The sequence below is a fragment of the Sphingobacterium mizutaii genome, assembly GCF_900187125.1.
Taxonomy (GTDB): domain Bacteria; phylum Bacteroidota; class Bacteroidia; order Sphingobacteriales; family Sphingobacteriaceae; genus Sphingobacterium; species Sphingobacterium mizutaii.
Genome location: NZ_LT906468.1, coordinates 1686356 through 1706537 on the forward strand (window position 1 = coordinate 1686356; position 20182 = coordinate 1706537).

The window sequence follows — 20182 nt, forward strand, 5'->3', positions numbered from 1 at the left end:
CCAAAATTGCTGCCTGCGGTGCATGTTAACCTGTTTTTTAATTAATCTATTCTAGAAGGTACAAAACTCGGAACATTTTGTTATTCGTGATTACTTAAATCACTTCCCCTTTCAATCCACCTATATTTATTGCTGTATTTTTGATCGTCCCTTATGATATTATAATTAACTTTTGGTCGCTTCTGAACTAAATAATACTGCACTAACTCTGCATCTTGAGAATTTGAATAAAACACGAGTTCACTTTCCCTAGTCCATGTCCCATAAAAAACGTAATCCGATTGCGGATCTGCAATAAAGTAGTTTCCATATTTTGGGATTTCTTTCCCCGGTTGAATTACAGAAATGTGAATGAAATTTAAGTTATTTATGTCTTTCGAATAGCGGTATACGACGAGTTCATATCTTCCATTTGGAGAGACTTCTCGGTGGACAATTTGTTGCTGTGACCCTTGATCAATGTAATCCAAAGCTGAAACATGAACTTTAATTTTATTGATTTCAAGATCTTTAGGTTCGAATTTTACACCTTCTCTTAGGGATGGTAGAATGTCATACATGGCTGAAATGTTTTGATTATCAATCCATTTCACTTGAGTGTAGTTGTTTGGAATATTAAATTCTCTAAGATTTTTGGTTGTATCAGGTATTTTCAAAATTGAAGTTCCTGATTGACCAACGCCGAATGCTCCTAAGTCTATACTGTAATTTATTAATACCATAGAACTATCTGGAGATAGCTCTCGGTAGTTTTCAATAAAATCCTTATCAGTAATCAAGACCTCCTCTTTTCTAGTGTAAAGATTGCATGATGTTAAAACACCTAATACTAATATGTAAATTCCTTTTCTCAAGAAAATTGTTCTAAACGTAAGGGTAACACTTGAATATACACAATAGATGATTAGATTCATCCTAGACAGTTTTGCTGTAAAACCGGAATCAAATTTAAGTAACCACCCATAAAGTTATGGCTTCAATAGGTCTACCTTAAATTTAGTTAGAGTCTTTTCATTATTTTTTTCATGTTAATCTTTATATAGAACAAGTCTTATCTGTCGGTAGCCATTAATATTCCTTTTAAACATAAATAAATATGCATTGAGTCCATCCGCTCTTTTAAATTTTAAATCATCTCTATAAGTCTCGCCAAAGTCTGAAATGTCTTCAATATTTTCAACGATAGGATTCCCGAATTCACGGCAAAGTAAATTAGCTAAGGAATCAAATTTTAATTGAAATAACTCAAATTTTTTCTCATAATTTCCTTCTTCAGATAGCTCATCTTTCTTACTTTGTACATTGTCCCATTGATAAAGAATTACTTTTACCAAGCTGTCCTTTTCCGAATAGAAATATTGAGTTTCAAGGTTGAAAATTGGCTTTTCATAACTTTTATAAGTTTTAGGAATCCCTAAAGTATAATTATTTTTATTAGGATATAATCCTTTTCCTAATCCAATTTTATGGTTCGGAGTTATATCTTTTGATCTACTTTCAATTTGGGCAATACTATTAATATGGAGATTATCTAATTGAAAAGTGTCCTTCTTTTGAAAAACTAATTGGTTTGAAATACATGAATTCAAGACAATTAAACAGATTGCTAATAGTAAATTAGTTGTTTTCATTTTATTGACCTTTATTTCAATATTACATTTCAAATAAATATTATTAAAAATATTCATTAATGATTGATATTTTTCCTCTCCATGAATATAGGATCAAATTTAATAATAAAACGCCCTGCATTATTGTTTAATAATCAGGGCGGAAATATTGAAGATAATAATTATTAAATTTCGTATTACTTTACCCAATCTGCCTCAACATCGACTACAGCAATGGCTTCAATCTCAATCAATGCCTCCGGTGAAAACAATGAGGATACTTCAAAAATAGTATCTGCCGGATAAGGGGGAGTAAAGTATTTTCCTCTCAATTCGACAATCTTCTCAAAGTTCTCCATATCCCGGAGCATGATAGTGACCTTAACCACGTTCTTCAAACTTGAACCTCCGGCTTTCAATACCTTGTCCAGGTTTTCAAAAGCCATTTGTGCCTGGGCATCAAAGTCGCCTATACCTACCAGATTTCCATCCTTGCCAATAGCGGTCTGTCCGGAAATAAACAATAAATCACCTACACGATGTCCCTGTGCGAGACGGAATGGTTCATATGCGTCCGGCGTAATTTTAATTTGTGAAATTTTCATTTTTTATTTAATTGATTTATAGATGTGTTCCTTTGTGCGAACGTTTTTCCTGTGACGGCATATACTGAAAGATAATTGCCGGTTTTCAATAATCTGTTCATTTTCATCGTTCCTTTTCTAACTACTTTCAAGATTTAATTTGTTGATGATTTTCCGGGTATGGCTAAGGGTTGCCTCCGGCCACAGCATTTCACGGTGAAAAGGAATCAGGGGTAATCCGTTGATTGTTTTCATCACCCAATGGGGGTCTGCTAATGCTGCTTTTCCGATAGCGATTAGCGTTGCGTGGTTGTTTTTCAAGGCAACTTCCGCTTTATCAAGATTATGGAAACCTCCGTTGGCGATTACAGGAATACCCGTTGCCTGCCGGATAACTGAGGCCAATGATGATCCGTCTCCAAAAAAGCTGTCCCGTTCCCATTCGCCCGTCTGTACCGCTACGTGAACATAATCGGGCTGGCTCGCTTTTATTTCTTTTGCCAGTTCTTTTGCAGTTTCAATACCGTCAGCCCAGCGGTAGGTAAGGTCATTTACTTTCCCCTCTGAAACCCGTAGACCGACGATAAAAGCCTGCGGTACGGATGCCTTTATGCCAGCGATAATTTCAGCAATAACACGGAAACGGTTCTGCATAGTGCCGCCATAATGGTCCTTACGGAGGTTAAGTTCCGCTGTGAGGAATTGGTCTAACAGGTAGCCATTTGCCCCGTGAATTTCTACGCCGTCAAAGCCTGCCTTATAAGCGTTTACAGCTCCGTCGATAAAGCCCTGTTTCATTCTTTCAATATCAATCAAGTCCATTTCTTTAGGGATTGGAAATGCCCCCTCACCAGCAAAGGAAGCCATCTTTACACCAGCAGGTTTTAAGGCAGACGGGGCTAAGGTGTCCTCGCTATATTGCGATAAAGCACCTGTATGCATCAACTGGGCAAATATCAGAGTGGGCGATTGATGGACAGCACGGGTTACCTTTTCCCATGAAGCGCTTTGCGCATCGTTTACAAGTGCAGGCTGGTTGTTATAACTCTGGCTACCGTATACATCGGTGTAGATGCCCTCGGTAATGATTACCGCAAATCCTCCAATTGCAAATGCGGAATAATAGTCCTTCATTTCTTCCGTAGCCAAGCCGTCCGCAGTAGCGCTCACACGTGACATGGGTGCAACTACTGTCCGGTTAATCAAATCTCTATGCCATATATTGGTATTCTGAAAAATAGGATGTTGTTTCATTTGCTTCTTAATTTTTATGAAGCAAAATTCAGGGTAATTGATTTAGGAAAAATTGATGTAGGTCAAGACGGTTTATGTTTTTTCTTGATACGGCTAATAAATTCCGCTGACACACCCAAATAGGATGCAATCAGATATTGGGGTACTTTGGACGCAATTTTTGGGTAGTTTTCCAAAAAGGCAAAATATCTGCTTTCGGCATCGTACGCATTATTAGAGATAATTCTCTTTTGCAATACACCCAGATAACTCTCCAATATTAGCCGAAAGTACCGCTCCAAACAGGGAAGTTCAACCAGTAACTGCTGAAAAGAATAATGGCTAATCTGTAAAACGGTCGTTTTTTCTATGGCTTGTATGTTGTATATGGATGGCTTCTGTTTGGAAAAGCTATCTAAGTCTGAGGCCCACCAGTCGTCGATAGCGAAAAACAGGATTTCTTCATTGCCATTGTCAGCATTGATGTAAAATGCTTTCAAGGCTCCCGAAACGACATAGCTATCATAACGACAGGTATCGCCGTTACGTAGGAGATAGTCTCCCTTTTCCAATGTTTTCTCTGTCCAAAAACTTTCAAATGTTGAAATTTCATCTTGTGTAAGATTTACATATTTTGAGATGTTTTTCAATAAAGCATTTTCGGCCATATAAGCATTCCTTTTTCGATTACAATATAGTAATTATTAAGACCTGATAATTTTGTATTTCCAATCTCCATTTAAATACACCATTATCCCTTCCCGTTCATTTCTGACATCAACCTTTGTCCATCTGCTTATGTCGGTGCCAAAACCACTTAAATCGTTTTCATTGCCTTTTAAGATCTGATCATGATTTATGAGGTTTAACTTTGCTACGCAACCCTTCTGCGATATTGGAATCATGACAATTCCTTCATTTGTATAAAACGATATGTAGGTGTACTGACAGGCCGATGCACCCTTCTGAAAGTCGTGTCTTATCTCAGTTGAAAAATTTATACTGGTCAATTCAACCGGATCGAAATTTCCAACGTTGTAGAACTGGGTCAATCTTGGTGAAGTTTGCATATTGATGGAAAATGTTCCGATCTTTGATTCCTCCAAACTCATCAAACTTTCCTTCATAAAGTCGTTCGAATCCAAGTATATAGGGGTTTCTCCATTTTCAACAATACCGACCCAGCCTTTAGTGGGAATGACCAAGCGAATAGAGATTTACGATCAAAATTGATTAGTTCGGATATGGATAAATTAGATCCTAGTTCCAATATAAATGTCTTTACGGATAACCCAATAGGCTATAATATTTTGGCCGGCCTAAGAAGAGATAAGGGATAGAAGTATTGCACGTCTTCCAGAGAATAATCGGTTTGGGTAAAAGTGAAATAGACAATTTTGATTATTAATGGTATTAAGAAGATGAATTCGACCCCTAAAACCAATCTGAATATCCGTGAGAATTTAGTTTTGTAACCCCAAATTATGCTTCCTGAATATAAGACAAATGCTATAAGCCCTAATTTTACCGTGATTATTATCGTTGATATGAGATGAGCTAACCAAGTATATTTCTGCCGCTCTCCCAAAATCAAAGTGATTTGTTTATCTGAGAGTTGTCCCTGTAGATTTATCCGTACAAATCGTCCTTAATTATTGAGTTATTAATAACTGTTGAAATTAAAGCATAGATTGTGATTATTATCAGGTATCGAACAAAATTATTCACTTTCATTGGTCGATTTTCTTTTATCAATTTGACGCACTATAACCAGACCTATGACGAGAATTAACATCGCTGCATAGCCGTACTTTTTGTGCACTTCATTTTCGGAAAATAGAAAAAACATCATCGCTGTGAATGAGCTCAACATTATTATTATTAGAATTAATCGAAGTGATTTCATGTCCTATTTTGCAATTTAATTAAATCAATAAGCGTGTAATAAGAAGAGAGATCGTCAGGAAAATATTCATCATCTCACGGATATAAAAAAATGCTTCTCCTTGTAATAGGACAAATTCTCGTTGACGATCTCCAAGATAAAGTTTAAAAAAGCCAATTTACAGATTGGGATAATCTATAGATAGCCCATCCGGCACAACCAGCTACAGCTCCCCAATATACACCCTTCGCTACTGGATGAACATTTGATGCTATACGTAATGCTGATGCTAACAAACCAGCTCCACCAAGCCCCGCACATGCACCATCAATAAATTGAGTCGCACCTTTTCCATAATAACATGACATGTTGTCAAAAGTGATCTTTTTTATTTTGTTATACTTTTAAGTTAAGCAATTAATCCAATCAAACAGCCTATTGCTGGAGCTGCACCTAAAGCAGATAAAGGATCTGCTAATATAGAGAGTCCTAACGCCGCACCGCACATAAGTCCAGTAACAGAGTCTTTAGATCCCCATGATGCATAATTTTGTTCCATCTCTTCTAAATTTAATCTTTTTATTTTTCAGTTTTTTTTAATGATTAATAGTTTTTGTTATTTTGCCAATCGTTTGACAAAATAAATCAACGGCACTTTTTTCGCATATACTAAAACCTATATGTTTAAATTAAACGAAATTTGTTTAAGTCCTTTCATTTACCCATTTTTTCTCTTATTCAGCAGCCTTATCAACATAAAACAGCAGGAAATAATCACTATACCAATAGCTAAAAAATTAACATTATATTTCTCATCTGGTTCAGCCCGACAAACCCCAAACACATACCCTGAACCTTCTCCGGATCGAACCAAAATTGATCCCTGCGGTGCATGTCCGCCATACCCTGAGCCCAATCTGGAACATGCAACAATTCGAATCCCTAGCGGGCACAAAAAAAGCCTCAATCTATGATTGAAGCTTTTTTTGTGATCCCGCTGGTACTAAACTCGAACCTTTTATTGGAGGATTTGAGACGATTGAATAAGTTGAAAGTAGGTTTAATCCCAAAAGATTGACGTGAATTCCTATCGGCTTTTAAGTATAAAAGAATCTTCTTATGAATGTTTTCTTTGATGTTCCGTCACATAATATTACGGATCAGTCAGACTATCTTGAACTTCGATCTAAAATATCAATGCTTTATTTGAGTAGATACAATAGACAATTAATAAAATATACCCTCTCGCTTCATATGACAGAACTATATAGTACTAATACGCATATTAATGTACATTACGACTCTGATTGGTCTTCAGTAGCAAATCAAACAACAAAGTCCTCTGGCTTTATAGTTTTCGATAAAGATACGAAGGCGATTGTTGAGATTGCCAATACTATTGAGCACAAAGAAGCAAAGAGGGAAAGGAAAGTTTGAAGTGAGGGTAAAACATTTATACAAGAGCAGTTGTCAAGCAAGTCAGTTGCAAGTTTTTAAAAACAATTGATGGAAAATATTCTTTACAATCATTCGATTTAGGTTCAAATATTTACGATATTAACCAGACTATTTAAAATAGAGTTTAGAAATTCATTCTATCTCCTTAAGGAATATGCTAAGAAAGGGTCGGGACGAAATAATTGGATTGACCTACCTAAACCTATTTACATAAGTACTCCGCAAAAGGATGAGGTATCATCTGGGGTTAAATCGATTTTACTATCACAAAAAGAGATTGAATTGTCAATGAATGAAACAAGTAAGTTTGACGATTACATAAACGGATTAGGTTTTCCAGAAATCTTTTTAATAACCTTTGACTGCTTTATTTTATGAGCTTTCCTATTACTCAAGAAAATTCTTTGGTAGATTTCTTCCTGCTCATTTGCAAAGCTTTTATTAGGCGTTTTAGTCATAGACAATATAGATTCAATCCTATCTTGAGGTATACCATATTTTTTCAAATAGTTGATTTTTTTCATGTTGTGTCGTTATTTGAGATTAATTATTAATGCTCAACTTTTCTATTCCTAATCGGTTCAATCACCACACATAAAGTTCATCCCCTTTTTAAATTGTTCTGTCATTCTATCAAGTTCGGGGCGGTTCTTTGTAAAACCCGAAATTTTCTCCTGATATATTTTGTCACTGCCAGCATTTTCCAGAGCTTTAATTTGTAAATCCAAATTCTGGTCCTTAATGGAATCTATTGCATAACCTATCTTCATATTTTTTACATTAAACTTAAGTATAATAAACAGATGAAACTTTGATTAATGATACGAGTTATTGAAAATCTTTGTTTTCAATTTTATGTGTCAATTTGGATCTTTTTAAGAATCTCATTATTCCACCGTTTTTTAGGATTGTTGGGAGTCAGTGATTGTTGCGTGTTGTTGTAGTTTTTTAGAAATACGATTAATGTTAACAAATTATTAAAAAAATAAATATTATTAGTTAATATATAAACTGTATATATTTTAGCGAAAAAAATTAAAATGAAAAGAACACGCTTCTTAACTTTTATGATGCTTCCCATTTTTGTAGTATCATGTCAAAAAAAGTCCATAGTGCCTGAAACAGAAAACGAAATCACAACAACGGTTTCCGGTCTGGGAGAAAAACTTGAAAACCCATATTCTCTCCCAAACATGAAAAAAGCAATTCAGTTATTAATGTCTGTTGCTCCCCAGGCGGATTATCCGGATGGGAACTCATTGGAGCCAACGCATCTGTATGTTCGCTTCTTACCTAAAGATCAAGACGATGTGTTGCTTTTGGAAAAGGACAGTACACTGATTTATGATCCTGTTCCTTTTGGCTACGAAAACTAACTCGATACAGTTAAGAAGCGGAACTAATTATCCAGGAGACCAGTCGGTTTACCAAGGAATCGATAGGGTTTCGGGCTTTACATTCGGACAGATCTATGCGCTATTGACGAATGATATTACCGAAATACCTAAACTGAAAAGCAAGATTATTGCGCAGTATCCAATAAAAATACAAATGGTGAAATTATAGAATTATTCAAGTTATATGGCTATTAATAATAAAAACAGAAGACTGGTGATATTCTTGTCGGTGGTGATTTTGTCACTCTGCACGGCTTCACAATGTAAAAAGCTTGAGTATTTTGAGTCGTTTAAAGGTATTGACAGGATTGAGGGATCTAAGGTAATGCTAACGCTTGTGCCCAGGAAGAAAGTATATGCTGTAGGTGACACGATCTCGATTGATGGAACAATTCTGGCGGAGAATTTAAAGTTGCCAGATTTTTCATGGTTAGTGAGTGATCTTTATATATCAGATTTCCAAGTCTTTTTTGTCGATAATCTTAATGTACATGCTAACGTATTTCACTCCATAAATTCTGAAAACTTACGGTTTCAACGATATTCTCAAGATAATCGAACTTATACCTTCAGGACATCATACAGACTGGAAAAAGCGGGCAAGTTCCACATCGATTACGGCATCCAAGGGAGCTTCGACAAGGATGAATACGGAAACAGGATATACAGTACATTACCTATAAGATTTTCCTCAGGAAAGAAGGATCCCCCGGGATACTGGACTGATGTTTTCATGTATTTTACGAACAACGACAAGACCTTTATAGAAATCGAAGTGGAGTAACAGGTTTTTACTTCAACATATTATCTGCAGCACCGGTAACAATATTGGTGTTGCAGATGTCGTGTAACACACTTACCCAAATTGATCATGCCCAAATTGAATGGAATATTCAGCCGACTCGCTTTACTACTAATTTTGGCCGGATGTAAGCAAGATTCGCCCAAACCTATTGATCCAGTTAAAGAGGAACCAACTATTCTTGACTCTGTGAATATGCTCTTCAAGGATGTATATCTCTGGAATAATCTGATTGATCAATCTTTGGACGCAAATGCTTTTGTTTTTTTTATACATGATAATGATCTCATGTAAACTTTCTTATCATGATGATATTGATACGACCAAACCGTTTTGTAACATTCATACAGACCATGAAACGCCTAAAACGCCTAAAACACAACGTCGAACCCCGAAGACAATAGTGTATTCAGTGTATATATGTCAGAATACCAGTGGATTATAAGGGTATAAAAAAAGAAACTAACTTGTTGAATTTAGATTTGTCCCAAGAGGTGATCCCGCTAGGGTTGGTTCAGCCCCACAAACCCCAAACACAATCCCTGAACCTTCTCCGGATCGAACCAAAATTGCTGCCTGCGGTGCATGTCCGCCATACCCACAACCCAATCCTGAACATGGGATCAAGCTGAATTCTCGGGAGGAATACTGTAAATTTCCTGATTTAGGATTTTTTAAACAGATATTCCTTGCAAGATACTGAAAGTGAAATACTCTCCTTATTGATGTCCGAAGGACTTTTTGAATACTTTCAGATTATGGAAAGTAAATCAAGTCGACAATTGACTCCATATCTATTTAGATGAACTTAATATCGCTACAGTAGGTTATGAAAAAAGTATGCTGGAGTCCAAAGGATTTACACTTTCTACCGAGATTTCAGAATTTCCCGTTAGAGATCAGAAAGTTAAGCTTCACATTTGATGTCGAGTTTGGACGGTTATAGATACCGGACTGATTATTTCAAGAAATTATCCCGTATCGTCTGTGTTCTCGAAGACGGGGAAATCACGCTGACAGATTATCTCCACAACATATTGAAACAACACTTTGAGGATTTCGGCAAGGAAATAAATACCATCCATGCCCGAAACCAAAAGCCAATATTATAGCTATGGAAACACGGTAATATGAAACCAATCCGCACAGGATTAGTTGTGTGGAAAGCACCAAGTACTTGAACTTAGACTCCGTGTTAATTTTATAACTATTGCCACTCGATTTTATAATTTCCGGTTGGTGCAGTTTCAATCCATTTACCTGTAATAATTTTATCTTCGTTTGTCCTATTATTCACTAAATGTAGTATGTAGGATACTTGTCGTTTTCGATATTCAAGCTCAACGATAAACTTGGACTGACCTTGCGGTATTGCTACTTCTGTGATTTGTCCTTTAAACTTACTGTGTTTTTGAATTAGGCTATTTGAATAAAAAGATGTTGCATCATTTGTAAACACTTTATTATCTATGATTTGAGCAGGAATTTCTATCGATATAGAGTCTGTCAATTTCCAAGGGAATGCACTTTCGGAGTTACTTTTAAATTGAGAAAGTTCAAATGAATTTATAAAAGGATCAAATGAAAAACCCTGTTGTGTAGTCGAATTAATATTAAAGGAATGAGTACTCCCTTTTTCCACAAATATCGAATCGTTGTCATTGTTCTCTATGGTGTATTTAATGTTTTTTATTGTGTACCCTTGAGATGGTTTTTGATTTATTGCTATTTCCTTCGTGTCGTTACCCGATTCTAAGAAAATGATAAAGTGAAAATTCTTATTCGTGAAATTTTCTTTTAGCTGAATGACTACAGATGTTTCAGTTTCATGTTTAATAATAAATCCTTTATCAGACCAAATTGCTTCTAAGCTTCCAAAGCTATCTAATTCCAATATTTTGTTTTCTTGAATTAAATTTCCGTCAAACGAATAAATATTACCAAAAATGGTTTGATTGTTATCTTGGTTTACCACTTTTGTGATTTTCCAATCTTTATTTGTAAAAGATATATTCTTTACGCCTCCCTCTCCTTCAAAATCGATGGATGTAGATGACGGATCAGTTGAAGTTAGGTCATCCTTTGAACAGGAAAAAAAGCTTATTAAAAGTAAAGCAAATAGTAAATGGGTGAATTGTTTCATTTTATAATGGTTTGCAAGAATTTTATAAATTCTTTAGTTTTTATCGATTAAATGACCGTTAGTGTTTTTTTTTTGCTCTAAACTTCAATCGAAGTAGAGACTTTAAATATAGTGCAAAAATTTCAATCAAGGCCTACCTACCTTGTTTTCTTACAAAACACATATAACTGTTACACAGTCCAAAACAAATAAAGCTTCGCTTTTTCTATAAAAGAAATTCTAATCTTTAAAACATCCTTTCTAAACGTTTCCTGTTTTATTTTTTTAAAGTCAATACCGCCACTTCCTGCAAACTAATTCCACGGATTTCCACTTTCCCGTACCGCTTCGATTTCCATAAGACTTTTGTTGCGAAAGCCCACACGGGGTGGGAAGGCAATAACAATATAATTCAGTTAAATCATGGAAAAATAAAGCAAAAAAATATTGATGACAGGCGTCCAGTTACTGTCGGCATTACCTCCTGTTGATTCTGAACAATCAGTGAAGAATCTGTGCGTCAATTAAAAAAACTGACTGTCATTCTCTATCGAAGATAGAGGACCTGTTCGCTAATACAATCTATGATTTTTTTGATTTTGATTTTGTGTTTCTCCGAGATGCTTCGGATGAACCTCAGCATGACAAAAAAATAATGTTAGATCATCCCGAGCGGGCACAATGACTTGGAGATTCTTTTGGTCTGATCCCGATGTAAAATCAGAAATCTACTTTTACTTACTATTGATTCTGAACAATCAGTGAAGAATCTGTACGTCAATTAAAAAAAACTGACTGTCATTCTCTATCGAAGATAGAGGACCTGTTCGCTAATGCAATCTATGATTTTTCTGATTTTGATTTTGTGTTTCTCCGAGATGCTTCGGATGAACCTCAGCATGACAAAATAATATTAGAATACCCCTAGCTGGCACAATGCCCTGTAGATTCTCTTGAACTGATCCCGCTAGGGTTGGTTCAGCCCCGCAAACCCTAAACACATTCCCTGAACCTTCTCCGGATCGAACCTTAATTTGTGCCTGCGGTGCATGTCCGCCATGCCCTCAGCCCAATCCGGAACATGCAATTATTCGAATCCCGAGCGGGCACAATGCCTTGGGGATTTTTTAGATCTGATCCCGCTGGGATTTGTTCAGCCCCGCAATCCCCAGACACTTACCCTGAACTAGGTAGTTTGTTCTGCCCCGCAAACCCCAAACACTTACCCTGAACCTTCTCCGGATCGAACCAAAATTGATGCCTGCGGTGCATGTCCGCCATGCCCTCAGCCCAATCCGGAACATGCAATTATTCGAATCCCAGGCGGGCACAAAAAAAGCCTCACATTTCTGTGAGGCTTTTTTTGTGATCCCGCTGGGATTCGAACCCAGGACCCATACATTAAAAGTGTATTGCTCTACCAGCTGAGCTACGGAATCGTTGTTCTTTTATCGAGAACCCTTCGTTGTTTGAAGTGATGCAAAGGTAGAAAAATCCTTAATATGTGCCAAATCTTTTGAACTTAAATTTGTCCATAATCAAATAAGTCGCTGTTTTTCAGTTTGAAAAAATGAATTAAAATATTGGCCTAGACATATACTGAAGTGGTTTCTGCCCAAATTTCCCCTAAAAACTTGCAGAAACAACCATTTTGTCGGTCTTCAGCAGCCAGCATTTTTCCTATAATCATTAAAAAATTGAAATAAGAGGGAGCTGGAATAATTAGGAGGTTTCATTCGGGAATCGTTTTACCCATGTTCGGGCCATATTGCGAAAATTCCGAATATGCCTCGAATAAGAATGAACCAATGTCCAAAAGAAATCAAAAGGGATGGTTTAAATTTTGAATTAAGCTAGGAGAGGAGGATTGTAGCTCACAAATATTGATGAGCTAATGTTTATGTACTAAAGATAGAATTCCTTATGGGAAATCCCTTAGCCTAAAAAGTTATATCATCTTTGAAAACAGAAGTTGCCCTAAATATACCTTGCCCTGATCATTCTAGGGACTGAGTTGATGTCATGGAGAATATCAACTTTCGCAAAACCTTTCTTGATCAGGAGCTCCTTGGTTTCTTCCGAAAGATACTGGTTGATCTCGAAATAAAGGGTCCCTTCCTTTTTGAGGTGTTTTAGCGCGAATGAAGCGATGTAATCGTAAAACAACAATGGAGCCGAGTCTTCCACAAATAAAGCGGTATGGGGCTCGAAATGCAGTACATTGCGGTGCATCTCCCTTTTCTCATCATCGGTGATGTATGGCGGGTTGCTGACAATGATGTCATATTGCTCCTGATCAAAGACCAGGTTCCATTCCAAGATGTCCAAGCAACGGAAATCGACAGGGTATCCGTTTTGTTGAGCATTCACCTTGGCAATAGCAATAGCCTCTGGAGAAATGTCCACTGCGCATACATGGGATTCGGCAAGGCCTTTTTTCAGGCTGATCGCAATACAGCCAGTCCCGGTGCCGATATCGATTATTTCAAGTTCGGATTTGCCCTTGTTTTCGGAGATAATCAGCTGTACCAGTTCTTCCGTTTCAGGTCTTGGAATTAAGGTGTCCTCCGACACGATAAACTCCATTCCATAAAATGGTGCCTTTCCAATGATCTGTTGGATGGGTCTGCCGGTCTGAAGCTGTTGCAGTAGCGAATTGAATTTGGCTTCCTGTTCCTCAGAAATCTTTTCCTGCAGTTTCATGCTCAGCTGGACCCTGGAATAACCCAGCAAATGCTCGGTAGCAATCTGAAATAGGCTCATTGCCTCATCTTGATCATAAATCGACGATAAATCCGACACAAATTTTTGCCTTAAGCTGCCTAGAGAATCCATAAGACAAAGGTAGGAAAAAAACTTCTGGCGAGCTGTCAAAAGCAGCTCGCCAGAAGTTTTTTAGACATCAGACAATAGACACAAGACAACAGACCCTGCAGCAAGAATTTCATGAATACCCCTGCATAATACAAACATGAACGTGTTTTTGAAAGAGATGATTAAAATAACTTGGAATTCCAAACTGTAATGTTGCGGGCGTATGCGATACGCCCCTACAAATCTGTGTGATATGCAAGCGAATTATTAGGTCATGCTATTGGCCCATCCGGTGGGTGAGCGGCATCTCGGCTCCGCTGATGATCGTCGATCCCCAAATCCCATCCATCCTGATTCATTCCCTGATCTTGGACTATCCGGTGGGTGAGCGGAGTCGATCCCCAAATCCCATTCATCCTGGTTCATTCCCAGATCTTGGTCCATCTGGTGGGTGAGCGGAGTCGATCCCCAAATCCCATTCATCCTGGTTCAAATGCCCCCGGGCGTATGCGATACGCCCCTACAAATCTGTGTGATATGCAAGCGAATTATTAGGTCATTGTCATGTACAGTCCGGAAGTTGTTTTCTCAATTCTCCTATCTCCATACTCAAATCTATTTCACTAACTTTGAAGCATGCATAATCAATACATGAAGCGATGTTTGGAATTGGCTGTCTTAGGGGCAGGCAAGACCAGTCCGAATCCGATGGTGGGGGCAGTGATTGTCCATAATGGAGAAATTATAGGAGAGGGTTATACATCGCCTTATGGGGGTCCACATGCAGAGGTGAATGCGGTTCGATCAGTGATCGATCAGGTTGGGGAGGCGAAGGCCAGGGAACTGTTTTCAGAGAGTACGATCTATGTGAGTTTGGAACCTTGTGCGCATTTTGGGAAGACTCCACCTTGTGCAGACATGATCGTGGACATGGGCTTCAAGGAAGCTGTGATTGCCTGTTTGGATCCTTTCGCAAAGGTCAATGGTTTGGGTTTAAAGAAGTTGCAGGATGCGGGGATTCGCACTGAAGTAGGGGTTATGGAGGATGATGCTAAGTGGGTGAACCGCAGGTTCTTTACGAAGCTGAAAGAGTTTAGGCCTTATGTGATCTTGAAGTGGGCAGAAACGGCCGATGGATATTTCGCACCGGTATTGGGGCAGCGCTGGATCAGCAATCAGGCGAGTAAGCAATTGGTGCATAAATGGCGTTCGGAGGAAGATGCAATTCTGGTTGGAAAAAGGACTGCAGAACTCGATAATCCCAGTCTCACCGTTAGGGAATGGCAAGGTCGGAATCCGAAGCGCATTTTGATTGACAAGAACCTGGAACTTCCGGAAAGCCTTTCGATTTTTGATGAAGCAGCAGAAACCATTATTTTCAATGCGAAAAAAACCGATTGGCAGGGGAACCGAAAATATATAGAACTGGAGAATTTTGATCTCTACCTTCCGCAGCAAATCCTATATCAATTGTACTTGATGGATGTGCAATCCATCATTGTTGAAGGAGGAAGGAAGACGCTTGACCTGTTTATCCAGGCAGGACTTTGGGATGAAGCCCGCGTATTTGTAGGTGCCGAATCATGGGCAGAGGGTATTCAAGCCCCTAAATTAATAGGGGACTTAAAAGAAGAGATACAAGTAGGTTCTGATCAATTGAAAATTTACCTTCCTAACTAAATCGAATCATGTTTTTTTGAGGTCGTTATAATCTCTTAGTGGATAGTGCGTGTAACTTCATTTCGCATAAACTTGTTTTTAAAATTAAAATACGTAATTGAAAGTTAAATATCTTATATTTAGCTATGCGTATATCAGAGCATATCCTACACTTTATTTGGCGATATCGACTTTTCAATCCTTTTGACCTACATGGCAGCAATGGAGAAAGGATTGAGGTTGTGCAGCCTGGAAACTACAATACCGATGCTGGACCGGATTTCCTTTTTGCACATCTTAGGATAAATAACCAGGAATGGCATGGGCATATTGAAATACACGTGGACCCCAATGATTGGAACCAGCATGGGCATCAGAAGAACAAGGCTTATAATGCGGTTGTTCTGCATGTGGTTTGGGAAGGTCGTTTGGATTGTTTTTTAGAAGATGGCACCCTGATTCCCTGTTTGGAATTGAAGCCTCTAGTGGATGATGCCTTGTTACAGAAGATAGAGCAACTATTGCAAAACAACCATTGGTTGCCTTGCAGTTATGGAATGGGGAAGGTGCCGGACTACCAAAAAATACAGGTCTTGAACCGAATGGGGATCGAACGATTGGAACATCGCTATAAGATCGTGGTCCTGATGCTCAATAGTTATAGGGGAGATTGGGAAAGAGTCTGTTTGGGTATGTTAGCCGGTGCATTCGGCATGAAGGTCAATAAACAATCCTTTCAGGACCTGAGCCAGATCCTTTCCTTGAAGTTGATCCAAAAAATGAAGAATAATCCTGAAAACATTCATGCCTTATTCTTTGGGCAGGCGGGTTTCCTGAAATGTTATAAAGGGGATGATCCCTATGTAATGAAGCTACAGGCAAATTATGATTATTTAAAGAAAAGCCAGCAGTTGATTGAGATTTCCGCTTTCCAATGGAAGTTTATGCGCATGCGACCCTATAATTTCCCTACCATAAAATTGGCGCAGCTCGCCTCTATGTACTGTCGTTTTGCTTCTTGGTTTTCACTGATCGTGGAAGCGAATAGTCTGGAAGAGTTAAAGACCTATTGCCAGCAATTGGAGATCCCAGAGTTCTGGAATACCCATTTCCATCTGGAGAAAGAGTCGGTTAAGCATAATACCCGGATTACCGAACAGTTTTTCCATCTCTTGGCGATAAACAGCTTTGTGCCCATATTATTTTCCTATGGGAAGTATATCGGGAATCAGGTCTATATGGACCGGGCATTACAATGGTTGGAGCAGTTGAATCCGGAGGTCAATTCGGTTTGCCGCCGCTATATGGGCTTTGGAATGGATCTGTTCAATGCATTGGAAACCCAGGCCGTGTTACATTTAAGGTCGGCCTATTGCAATTCCAAACGTTGTCTGGAATGTGGGATTGGGGTGTCGATTATCAGAAGGGATTAAGCCTTCAGGATTTCCGCGATCTCTGGGAACCCTTTCTCGGCAGCCATATCCGAGGCCGTCTGGCCAAAATCGTTGCGAATGGCAATGTTGGCACCATGCTCCAAAAGAACGATAATCATATCGATGTTACCTTGTTGGGCAGCTAAGTGTAAAGGGCTGATCCTTGAAGATTGCAGCACATTGACTTCAGCTCCGGCTTCGATAAGCATTTTGGCGATCGTGTTCTGTCCGTTACTCAATGCCGAGTGGATAGGGAAGACCTGATATCCATTTTGGGAAGAAGAATTAGGGTTTGCACCGTTTCTCAGCAGGATGCGGACGATATCTTCTTTTCCGAAGTGGGAGGCGATACCAAGGGGGTAAAAGCCATGTGAGGAAAGTTCGTTGATGACATCGGGTTTTTGGTCGACCATGAACTGTACCTGCTCGGTCAATCCTGCGGCACAGGCTTCGTGGATGGTGATGCTCTTGATATATTTTAAGATAACCTGAACGATTTGGCTTTTCTGGTAATAACAGGCCAACAGCAATGCTGAGATGTCATGGCTGGTATTCTCCTTGACAAGGTCAGGGTTTTGGCTCAGTAATAAATCTAAATCTTGGTAGTTTCCGGTCTCAATATATTCTTCCAGTACTGTCAAACTCATAGTCCTTATTTTGCGTTACGAAATAAACAAAAAAAAGTTAAAATAAAGTTATTGGGCCCCTAAAATTCGCTGATTCGCTATAAAATTTTTTAGGTTAATAAATGTAATCTATACAATTTTTTTTGTTTGGGTACGAACACTATTTAATTTTTGTAGCTGTTTGTCTACAAAATAGGAAATCTACCACCTTGTTTTATAACTTTTCTGTTGATTTTTTTACTTTTGTAATGCCCTCCCCAAGGGCATGTTTTTCATAGGTAGATGTAGGGTCGAATTAATCTAATTCGACCCTTTTTTTCTTTAGGGGTCAAATTTAGTTTCCAATTAGGTATTTTTTGACTTATTTGTATTTGTTGAAACAGCTAAATTTTAATTTAAAAAGGGGGGTTGCAGGTACTATGGCGGAAGTTTTTTAGATTTGTAACATGAGCAGAAGAAAAATTGTTGTAGCTATTACCGGGGCCTCCGGATCTATTTATGCGAAAGTGCTGTTAGACAAGCTGCAGCAGCTTTCCGAGCAAATTGAAGCTGTCGGAATCGTGATGTCGGACAATGCCAAGGACGTTTGGAAGTTTGAACTTGACAACGATAGTTACAAAGACTATGATTTTCCGACCTACCAAAAGGGAGATTTTATGGCGCCATTTGCATCGGGTTCTGCAAAGTACGATTGCATGTTTGTAGTACCTTGTTCGATGGGAACTATGGCTAGGATTGCACATGGGGTTTCTTCCGACCTGACCACTAGGGCAGCCGACGTGATCCTGAAGGAAAGAAGAAAGCTGATTCTCCTCACCCGTGAAACCCCTTTGAGTAGCATCCACATCCAGAATATGGCATTGATTACGCAAGCAGGTGGAATTATCTGTCCGGCTTCGCCTTCTTTTTACAGCCGTCCGCAAAGTTTTGAAGAGTTGGCAGCCACCGTTGTCGATCGAGCCTTAGATATCGCAGGTTTTGACCTAAGCGGGTTAAATACCTTTCGCTGGGGTAAATAAATTCCATTTTTCATTTTTGGATAATTGGGCTGGATTTTTTTGGGAAAAGAGGTCGACAAGGATTCCTAAAAGTTTTTGTAACAGTATTCATTGAATTTTGTACTTTTGTTTTTTGATGAAACAGCTGTTAATATCTTCGAATAAGGAGTTTTTATACTTGAAGAAGGTCTTTGAAAATGCTCATTGGAAAAGAACCTTTGGAAGGCTAGCTGGTTTTCTCAACTTAAACAACAGCATTCAGCACAATTTTTTGATTTTCAATTCAATTCATGGCTACAATATTAATTAATTCTGCGACTTTGGTTTCGGCAGGACATCCGCTGCATTTGTCTACTGTAGACGTACTTGTGAAAAACGGCAAGATCGAACAGATTGCCAAGAACATCAAGACGGAAGACAAAAAGCTTCAGGTGATCGATGGGAAGGATTCATTCCTTTCGGTTGGATTTTTTGACCTCAACGTTAATTTCGGGGAACCGGGTTACGAAACGAAAGAGGATATCCAGACGGGTACTGCGGCTTCGGCAGCAGGTGGTTTTACGGCAGTTGCCGTTCAGCCGAACACCAATCCACCCATCCATAGCCGTTCAGAAGTAGCATTGATCGTGAATTCTGCAAAAGGAAATCTAGTGGATGTTTTTCCGGTAGGGACCGTGAGCAAGAAGCGTGAAGGCAATGAGTTGGCGGAACTATATGACATGAAAGTAACCGGTGCCGTAGCTTACAGCGACGGTACACACAGTATACAACAGGCAGGATTAATGTCTCGTGCTTTACTATATGCAAAAGGCTTTGGCGGTTTGATCATGGCATTTCCGGAAGATGATTCCATCGCAGCAGACAATAAGATGAACGAAGGGGAGGTAAGTACCTACCTAGGGATGAAAGGGATCCCTAATCTTGCAGAGTCTGTCATGATCTCCCGGGATCTGTTCCTTGCCGAGTATAATGAGGCTCCAATCCATTTCAGTACCATTTCTACTGAAGAAGCAGTTGATTTGATCAAAAAGGCTAAGGCTAAGGGGATTAAGGTGACTTGTGATGTCGCTGCCCATAACTTGGTCTTTACCGATGAAGATGTAAAAGGTTTTGATAGCAATTATAAAGTCAGTCCTCCTTTACGTACCAAGAAAGATGTGAAAGCATTGATCAAGGGATTGAAGGATGGCGTGATCGATGCGGTGGTTTCTCAGCATACCCCACAGGAGATCGAGTTCAAACAAGTGGAATTCCAGATTGCGAAAAACGGTATCATTGCAGCACAGACAGTATTGCCTTTATTGGTAAAAGCTGGATTGAGTCCAGAACAGATCGTGGAGAAATTGGCCGTTAACCCTAGAAAGATCTTGGGACAGGAAGTTCCTTCGATCGAAGAAGGAGCAGAGGCAAATTTGGTCTTGTTTAGTCCATCGAAAAAATGGATATTTGATAGTAAAGCCAATAAATCTAAATCGGCAAACAGTCCTTTATTTGGGCAGGAGCTAACCGGACAAGTATTAGCGGTAATTAACAATAATAAGTTGCACATCAATTAAATAAG

Annotated in this window: 22 protein-coding genes and 1 tRNA gene; 8 read left to right on the plus strand and 15 right to left on the minus strand. The window is 38.7% G+C overall.

The features are described 5' to 3' along the window. Positions 1–80 precede the first annotated feature (80 nt). The 10 genes from CKW03_RS07235 to CKW03_RS07285 all read right to left on the minus strand — a co-directional run bounded on the left by CKW03_RS07235 (position 81) and on the right by CKW03_RS07285 (position 7540). Positions 81–854, minus strand: a complete 774-nt coding sequence (locus tag CKW03_RS07235; protein ID WP_157739423.1) for a hypothetical protein — start codon at positions 852–854, stop codon at positions 81–83. A gap of 174 nt (positions 855–1028) precedes the next feature. Continuing rightward, the gene (locus tag CKW03_RS07240) at positions 1029–1631 is read right to left on the minus strand and encodes a hypothetical protein (RefSeq protein WP_093095391.1); all 603 of its coding nucleotides are present in this window, start codon (positions 1629–1631) and stop codon (positions 1029–1031) included. 176 nt (positions 1632–1807) lie between these two features. Continuing rightward, positions 1808–2215, minus strand: coding sequence for a RidA family protein (locus tag CKW03_RS07245; protein WP_093095392.1), 408 nt, complete (start codon positions 2213–2215; stop codon positions 1808–1810). A 117-nt stretch (positions 2216–2332) separates the two neighbouring features. Continuing rightward, positions 2333–3448: an oxidoreductase gene (locus CKW03_RS07250; RefSeq protein WP_093095394.1), complete on the minus strand. Its 1116-nt coding sequence runs from the start codon at positions 3446–3448 to the stop codon at positions 2333–2335. Positions 3449–3510: 62 nt separating this feature from the next. Beyond that, positions 3511–4095: a Crp/Fnr family transcriptional regulator gene (locus tag CKW03_RS07255; protein WP_093095396.1), complete on the minus strand. Its 585-nt coding sequence runs from the start codon at positions 4093–4095 to the stop codon at positions 3511–3513. 36 nt (positions 4096–4131) lie between these two features. Next, entirely contained in the window at positions 4132–4554 is a 423-nt protein-coding gene (locus CKW03_RS07260; RefSeq protein WP_139185409.1) for a hypothetical protein, read from the minus strand. A 922-nt stretch (positions 4555–5476) separates the two neighbouring features. Continuing rightward, a complete protein-coding gene (locus CKW03_RS07270; RefSeq protein WP_093095400.1) occupies positions 5477–5680 on the minus strand; it encodes a hypothetical protein in 204 nt (67 codons plus the stop codon). Positions 5681–5721: 41 nt separating this feature from the next. After that, a complete protein-coding gene (locus tag CKW03_RS20335; RefSeq protein WP_157739425.1) occupies positions 5722–5871 on the minus strand; it encodes a hypothetical protein in 150 nt (49 codons plus the stop codon). A 1213-nt stretch (positions 5872–7084) separates the two neighbouring features. Then, positions 7085–7294, minus strand: coding sequence for a hypothetical protein (locus tag CKW03_RS07280; RefSeq protein WP_093095403.1), 210 nt, complete (start codon positions 7292–7294; stop codon positions 7085–7087). Positions 7295–7351: 57 nt separating this feature from the next. Continuing rightward, a complete protein-coding gene (locus tag CKW03_RS07285; RefSeq protein ID WP_093095405.1) occupies positions 7352–7540 on the minus strand; it encodes a recombinase family protein in 189 nt (62 codons plus the stop codon). 270 nt (positions 7541–7810) lie between these two features. On the opposite strand from CKW03_RS07285, the gene CKW03_RS07295 reads away from it, so the two are divergent. From CKW03_RS07295 to CKW03_RS07315, 4 genes are all read left to right on the plus strand, one after another. Beyond that, positions 7811–8146 (plus strand): hypothetical protein, encoded by a 336-nt coding sequence (locus CKW03_RS07295; protein WP_139185410.1) that lies wholly within the window; start codon positions 7811–7813, stop codon positions 8144–8146. Next, positions 8130–8336, plus strand: coding sequence for a hypothetical protein (locus CKW03_RS07300; protein WP_139185411.1), 207 nt, complete (start codon positions 8130–8132; stop codon positions 8334–8336). The genes CKW03_RS07295 and CKW03_RS07300 overlap by 17 nt, the downstream gene beginning before the upstream one ends. 156 nt (positions 8337–8492) lie before the next feature. Next, a complete protein-coding gene (locus CKW03_RS07305; protein WP_147120821.1) occupies positions 8493–8951 on the plus strand; it encodes a hypothetical protein in 459 nt (152 codons plus the stop codon). A 941-nt stretch (positions 8952–9892) separates the two neighbouring features. Then, positions 9893–10081, plus strand: coding sequence for a DUF3408 domain-containing protein (locus CKW03_RS07315; RefSeq protein ID WP_093095416.1), 189 nt, complete (start codon positions 9893–9895; stop codon positions 10079–10081). Between the two features lie 95 nt (positions 10082–10176). Here CKW03_RS07315 and CKW03_RS07320 read toward each other — a convergent pair whose 3' ends face one another. The 4 genes from CKW03_RS07320 to CKW03_RS07335 form a co-directional block, all read right to left on the minus strand. Then, positions 10177–11112 (minus strand): hypothetical protein, encoded by a 936-nt coding sequence (locus tag CKW03_RS07320; RefSeq protein WP_093095418.1) that lies wholly within the window; start codon positions 11110–11112, stop codon positions 10177–10179. A gap of 1345 nt (positions 11113–12457) precedes the next feature. After that, positions 12458–12530 (minus strand) — tRNA-Lys (locus CKW03_RS07325). Between the two features lie 538 nt (positions 12531–13068). Further along, positions 13069–13893 carry a peptide chain release factor N(5)-glutamine methyltransferase gene (gene prmC, locus CKW03_RS07330; protein ID WP_236736437.1) on the minus strand — a complete coding sequence of 275 codons (825 nt, stop codon included), beginning with the start codon at positions 13891–13893 and terminating at the stop codon, positions 13069–13071. 279 nt (positions 13894–14172) lie between these two features. Further along, positions 14173–14388, minus strand: a complete 216-nt coding sequence (locus CKW03_RS07335; protein ID WP_093095420.1) for a hypothetical protein — start codon at positions 14386–14388, stop codon at positions 14173–14175. 153 nt (positions 14389–14541) lie between these two features. On the opposite strand from CKW03_RS07335, the gene ribD reads away from it, so the two are divergent. Both ribD and CKW03_RS07345 read left to right on the plus strand, forming a co-directional pair. Beyond that, positions 14542–15585 carry a bifunctional diaminohydroxyphosphoribosylaminopyrimidine deaminase/5-amino-6-(5-phosphoribosylamino)uracil reductase RibD gene (gene ribD / locus CKW03_RS07340; RefSeq protein ID WP_236736438.1) on the plus strand — a complete coding sequence of 348 codons (1044 nt, stop codon included), beginning with the start codon at positions 14542–14544 and terminating at the stop codon, positions 15583–15585. Positions 15586–15710: 125 nt separating this feature from the next. Beyond that, entirely contained in the window at positions 15711–16997 is a 1287-nt protein-coding gene (locus CKW03_RS07345) for a DUF2851 family protein (protein ID WP_093095424.1), read from the plus strand. On the opposite strand, the gene CKW03_RS07350 is transcribed toward CKW03_RS07345, so the two are convergent. Then, positions 16994–17644 (minus strand): ankyrin repeat domain-containing protein, encoded by a 651-nt coding sequence (locus CKW03_RS07350; protein WP_093095425.1) that lies wholly within the window; start codon positions 17642–17644, stop codon positions 16994–16996. The genes CKW03_RS07345 and CKW03_RS07350 overlap by 4 nt on opposite strands. 425 nt (positions 17645–18069) lie before the next feature. Here CKW03_RS07350 and CKW03_RS07355 point away from each other — a divergent pair, with 425 nt between their 5' ends. Continuing rightward, positions 18070–18642 carry a UbiX family flavin prenyltransferase gene (locus tag CKW03_RS07355; RefSeq protein ID WP_093095428.1) on the plus strand — a complete coding sequence of 191 codons (573 nt, stop codon included), beginning with the start codon at positions 18070–18072 and terminating at the stop codon, positions 18640–18642. Between the two features lie 269 nt (positions 18643–18911). Beyond that, a complete protein-coding gene (locus CKW03_RS07360; protein ID WP_093095430.1) occupies positions 18912–20177 on the plus strand; it encodes a dihydroorotase in 1266 nt (421 codons plus the stop codon). Positions 20178–20182: the final 5 nt, after the last annotated feature.

Bases quoted from the DNA above. Each gene is read 5' to 3' on its own strand.
- CKW03_RS07240 (WP_093095391.1), bottom strand. From the start codon at position 1,631: ATGAAAACAACTAATTTACTATTAGCAATCTGTTTAATTGTCTTGAAT.
- CKW03_RS07245 (WP_093095392.1), bottom strand. From the start codon at position 2,215: ATGAAAATTTCACAAATTAAAATTACGCCGGACGCATATGAACCATTC.
- CKW03_RS07250 (WP_093095394.1), bottom strand. From the start codon at position 3,448: ATGAAACAACATCCTATTTTTCAGAATACCAATATATGGCATAGAGAT.
- CKW03_RS07255 (WP_093095396.1), bottom strand. From the start codon at position 4,095: ATGGCCGAAAATGCTTTATTGAAAAACATCTCAAAATATGTAAATCTT.
- CKW03_RS07260 (WP_139185409.1), bottom strand. From the start codon at position 4,554: ATGAAGGAAAGTTTGATGAGTTTGGAGGAATCAAAGATCGGAACATTT.
- CKW03_RS07270 (WP_093095400.1), bottom strand. From the start codon at position 5,680: ATGTCATGTTATTATGGAAAAGGTGCGACTCAATTTATTGATGGTGCA.
- CKW03_RS20335 (WP_157739425.1), bottom strand. From the start codon at position 5,871: ATGGAACAAAATTATGCATCATGGGGATCTAAAGACTCTGTTACTGGA.
- CKW03_RS07280 (WP_093095403.1), bottom strand. From the start codon at position 7,294: ATGAAAAAAATCAACTATTTGAAAAAATATGGTATACCTCAAGATAGG.
- CKW03_RS07285 (WP_093095405.1), bottom strand. From the start codon at position 7,540: ATGAAGATAGGTTATGCAATAGATTCCATTAAGGACCAGAATTTGGAT.
- CKW03_RS07295 (WP_139185410.1), top strand. From the start codon at position 7,811: ATGAAAAGAACACGCTTCTTAACTTTTATGATGCTTCCCATTTTTGTA.
- CKW03_RS07305 (WP_147120821.1), top strand. From the start codon at position 8,493: ATGCTAACGCTTGTGCCCAGGAAGAAAGTATATGCTGTAGGTGACACG.
- CKW03_RS07315 (WP_093095416.1), top strand. From the start codon at position 9,893: ATGTCGAGTTTGGACGGTTATAGATACCGGACTGATTATTTCAAGAAA.
- CKW03_RS07320 (WP_093095418.1), bottom strand. From the start codon at position 11,112: ATGAAACAATTCACCCATTTACTATTTGCTTTACTTTTAATAAGCTTT.
- CKW03_RS07335 (WP_093095420.1), bottom strand. From the start codon at position 14,388: ATGAATGGGATTTGGGGATCGACTCCGCTCACCCACCAGATGGACCAA.
- ribD (WP_236736438.1), top strand. From the start codon at position 14,542: ATGCATAATCAATACATGAAGCGATGTTTGGAATTGGCTGTCTTAGGG.
- CKW03_RS07345 (WP_093095424.1), top strand. From the start codon at position 15,711: ATGCGTATATCAGAGCATATCCTACACTTTATTTGGCGATATCGACTT.
- CKW03_RS07350 (WP_093095425.1), bottom strand. From the start codon at position 17,644: ATGAGTTTGACAGTACTGGAAGAATATATTGAGACCGGAAACTACCAA.
- CKW03_RS07355 (WP_093095428.1), top strand. From the start codon at position 18,070: ATGAGCAGAAGAAAAATTGTTGTAGCTATTACCGGGGCCTCCGGATCT.
- CKW03_RS07360 (WP_093095430.1), top strand. From the start codon at position 18,912: ATGGCTACAATATTAATTAATTCTGCGACTTTGGTTTCGGCAGGACAT.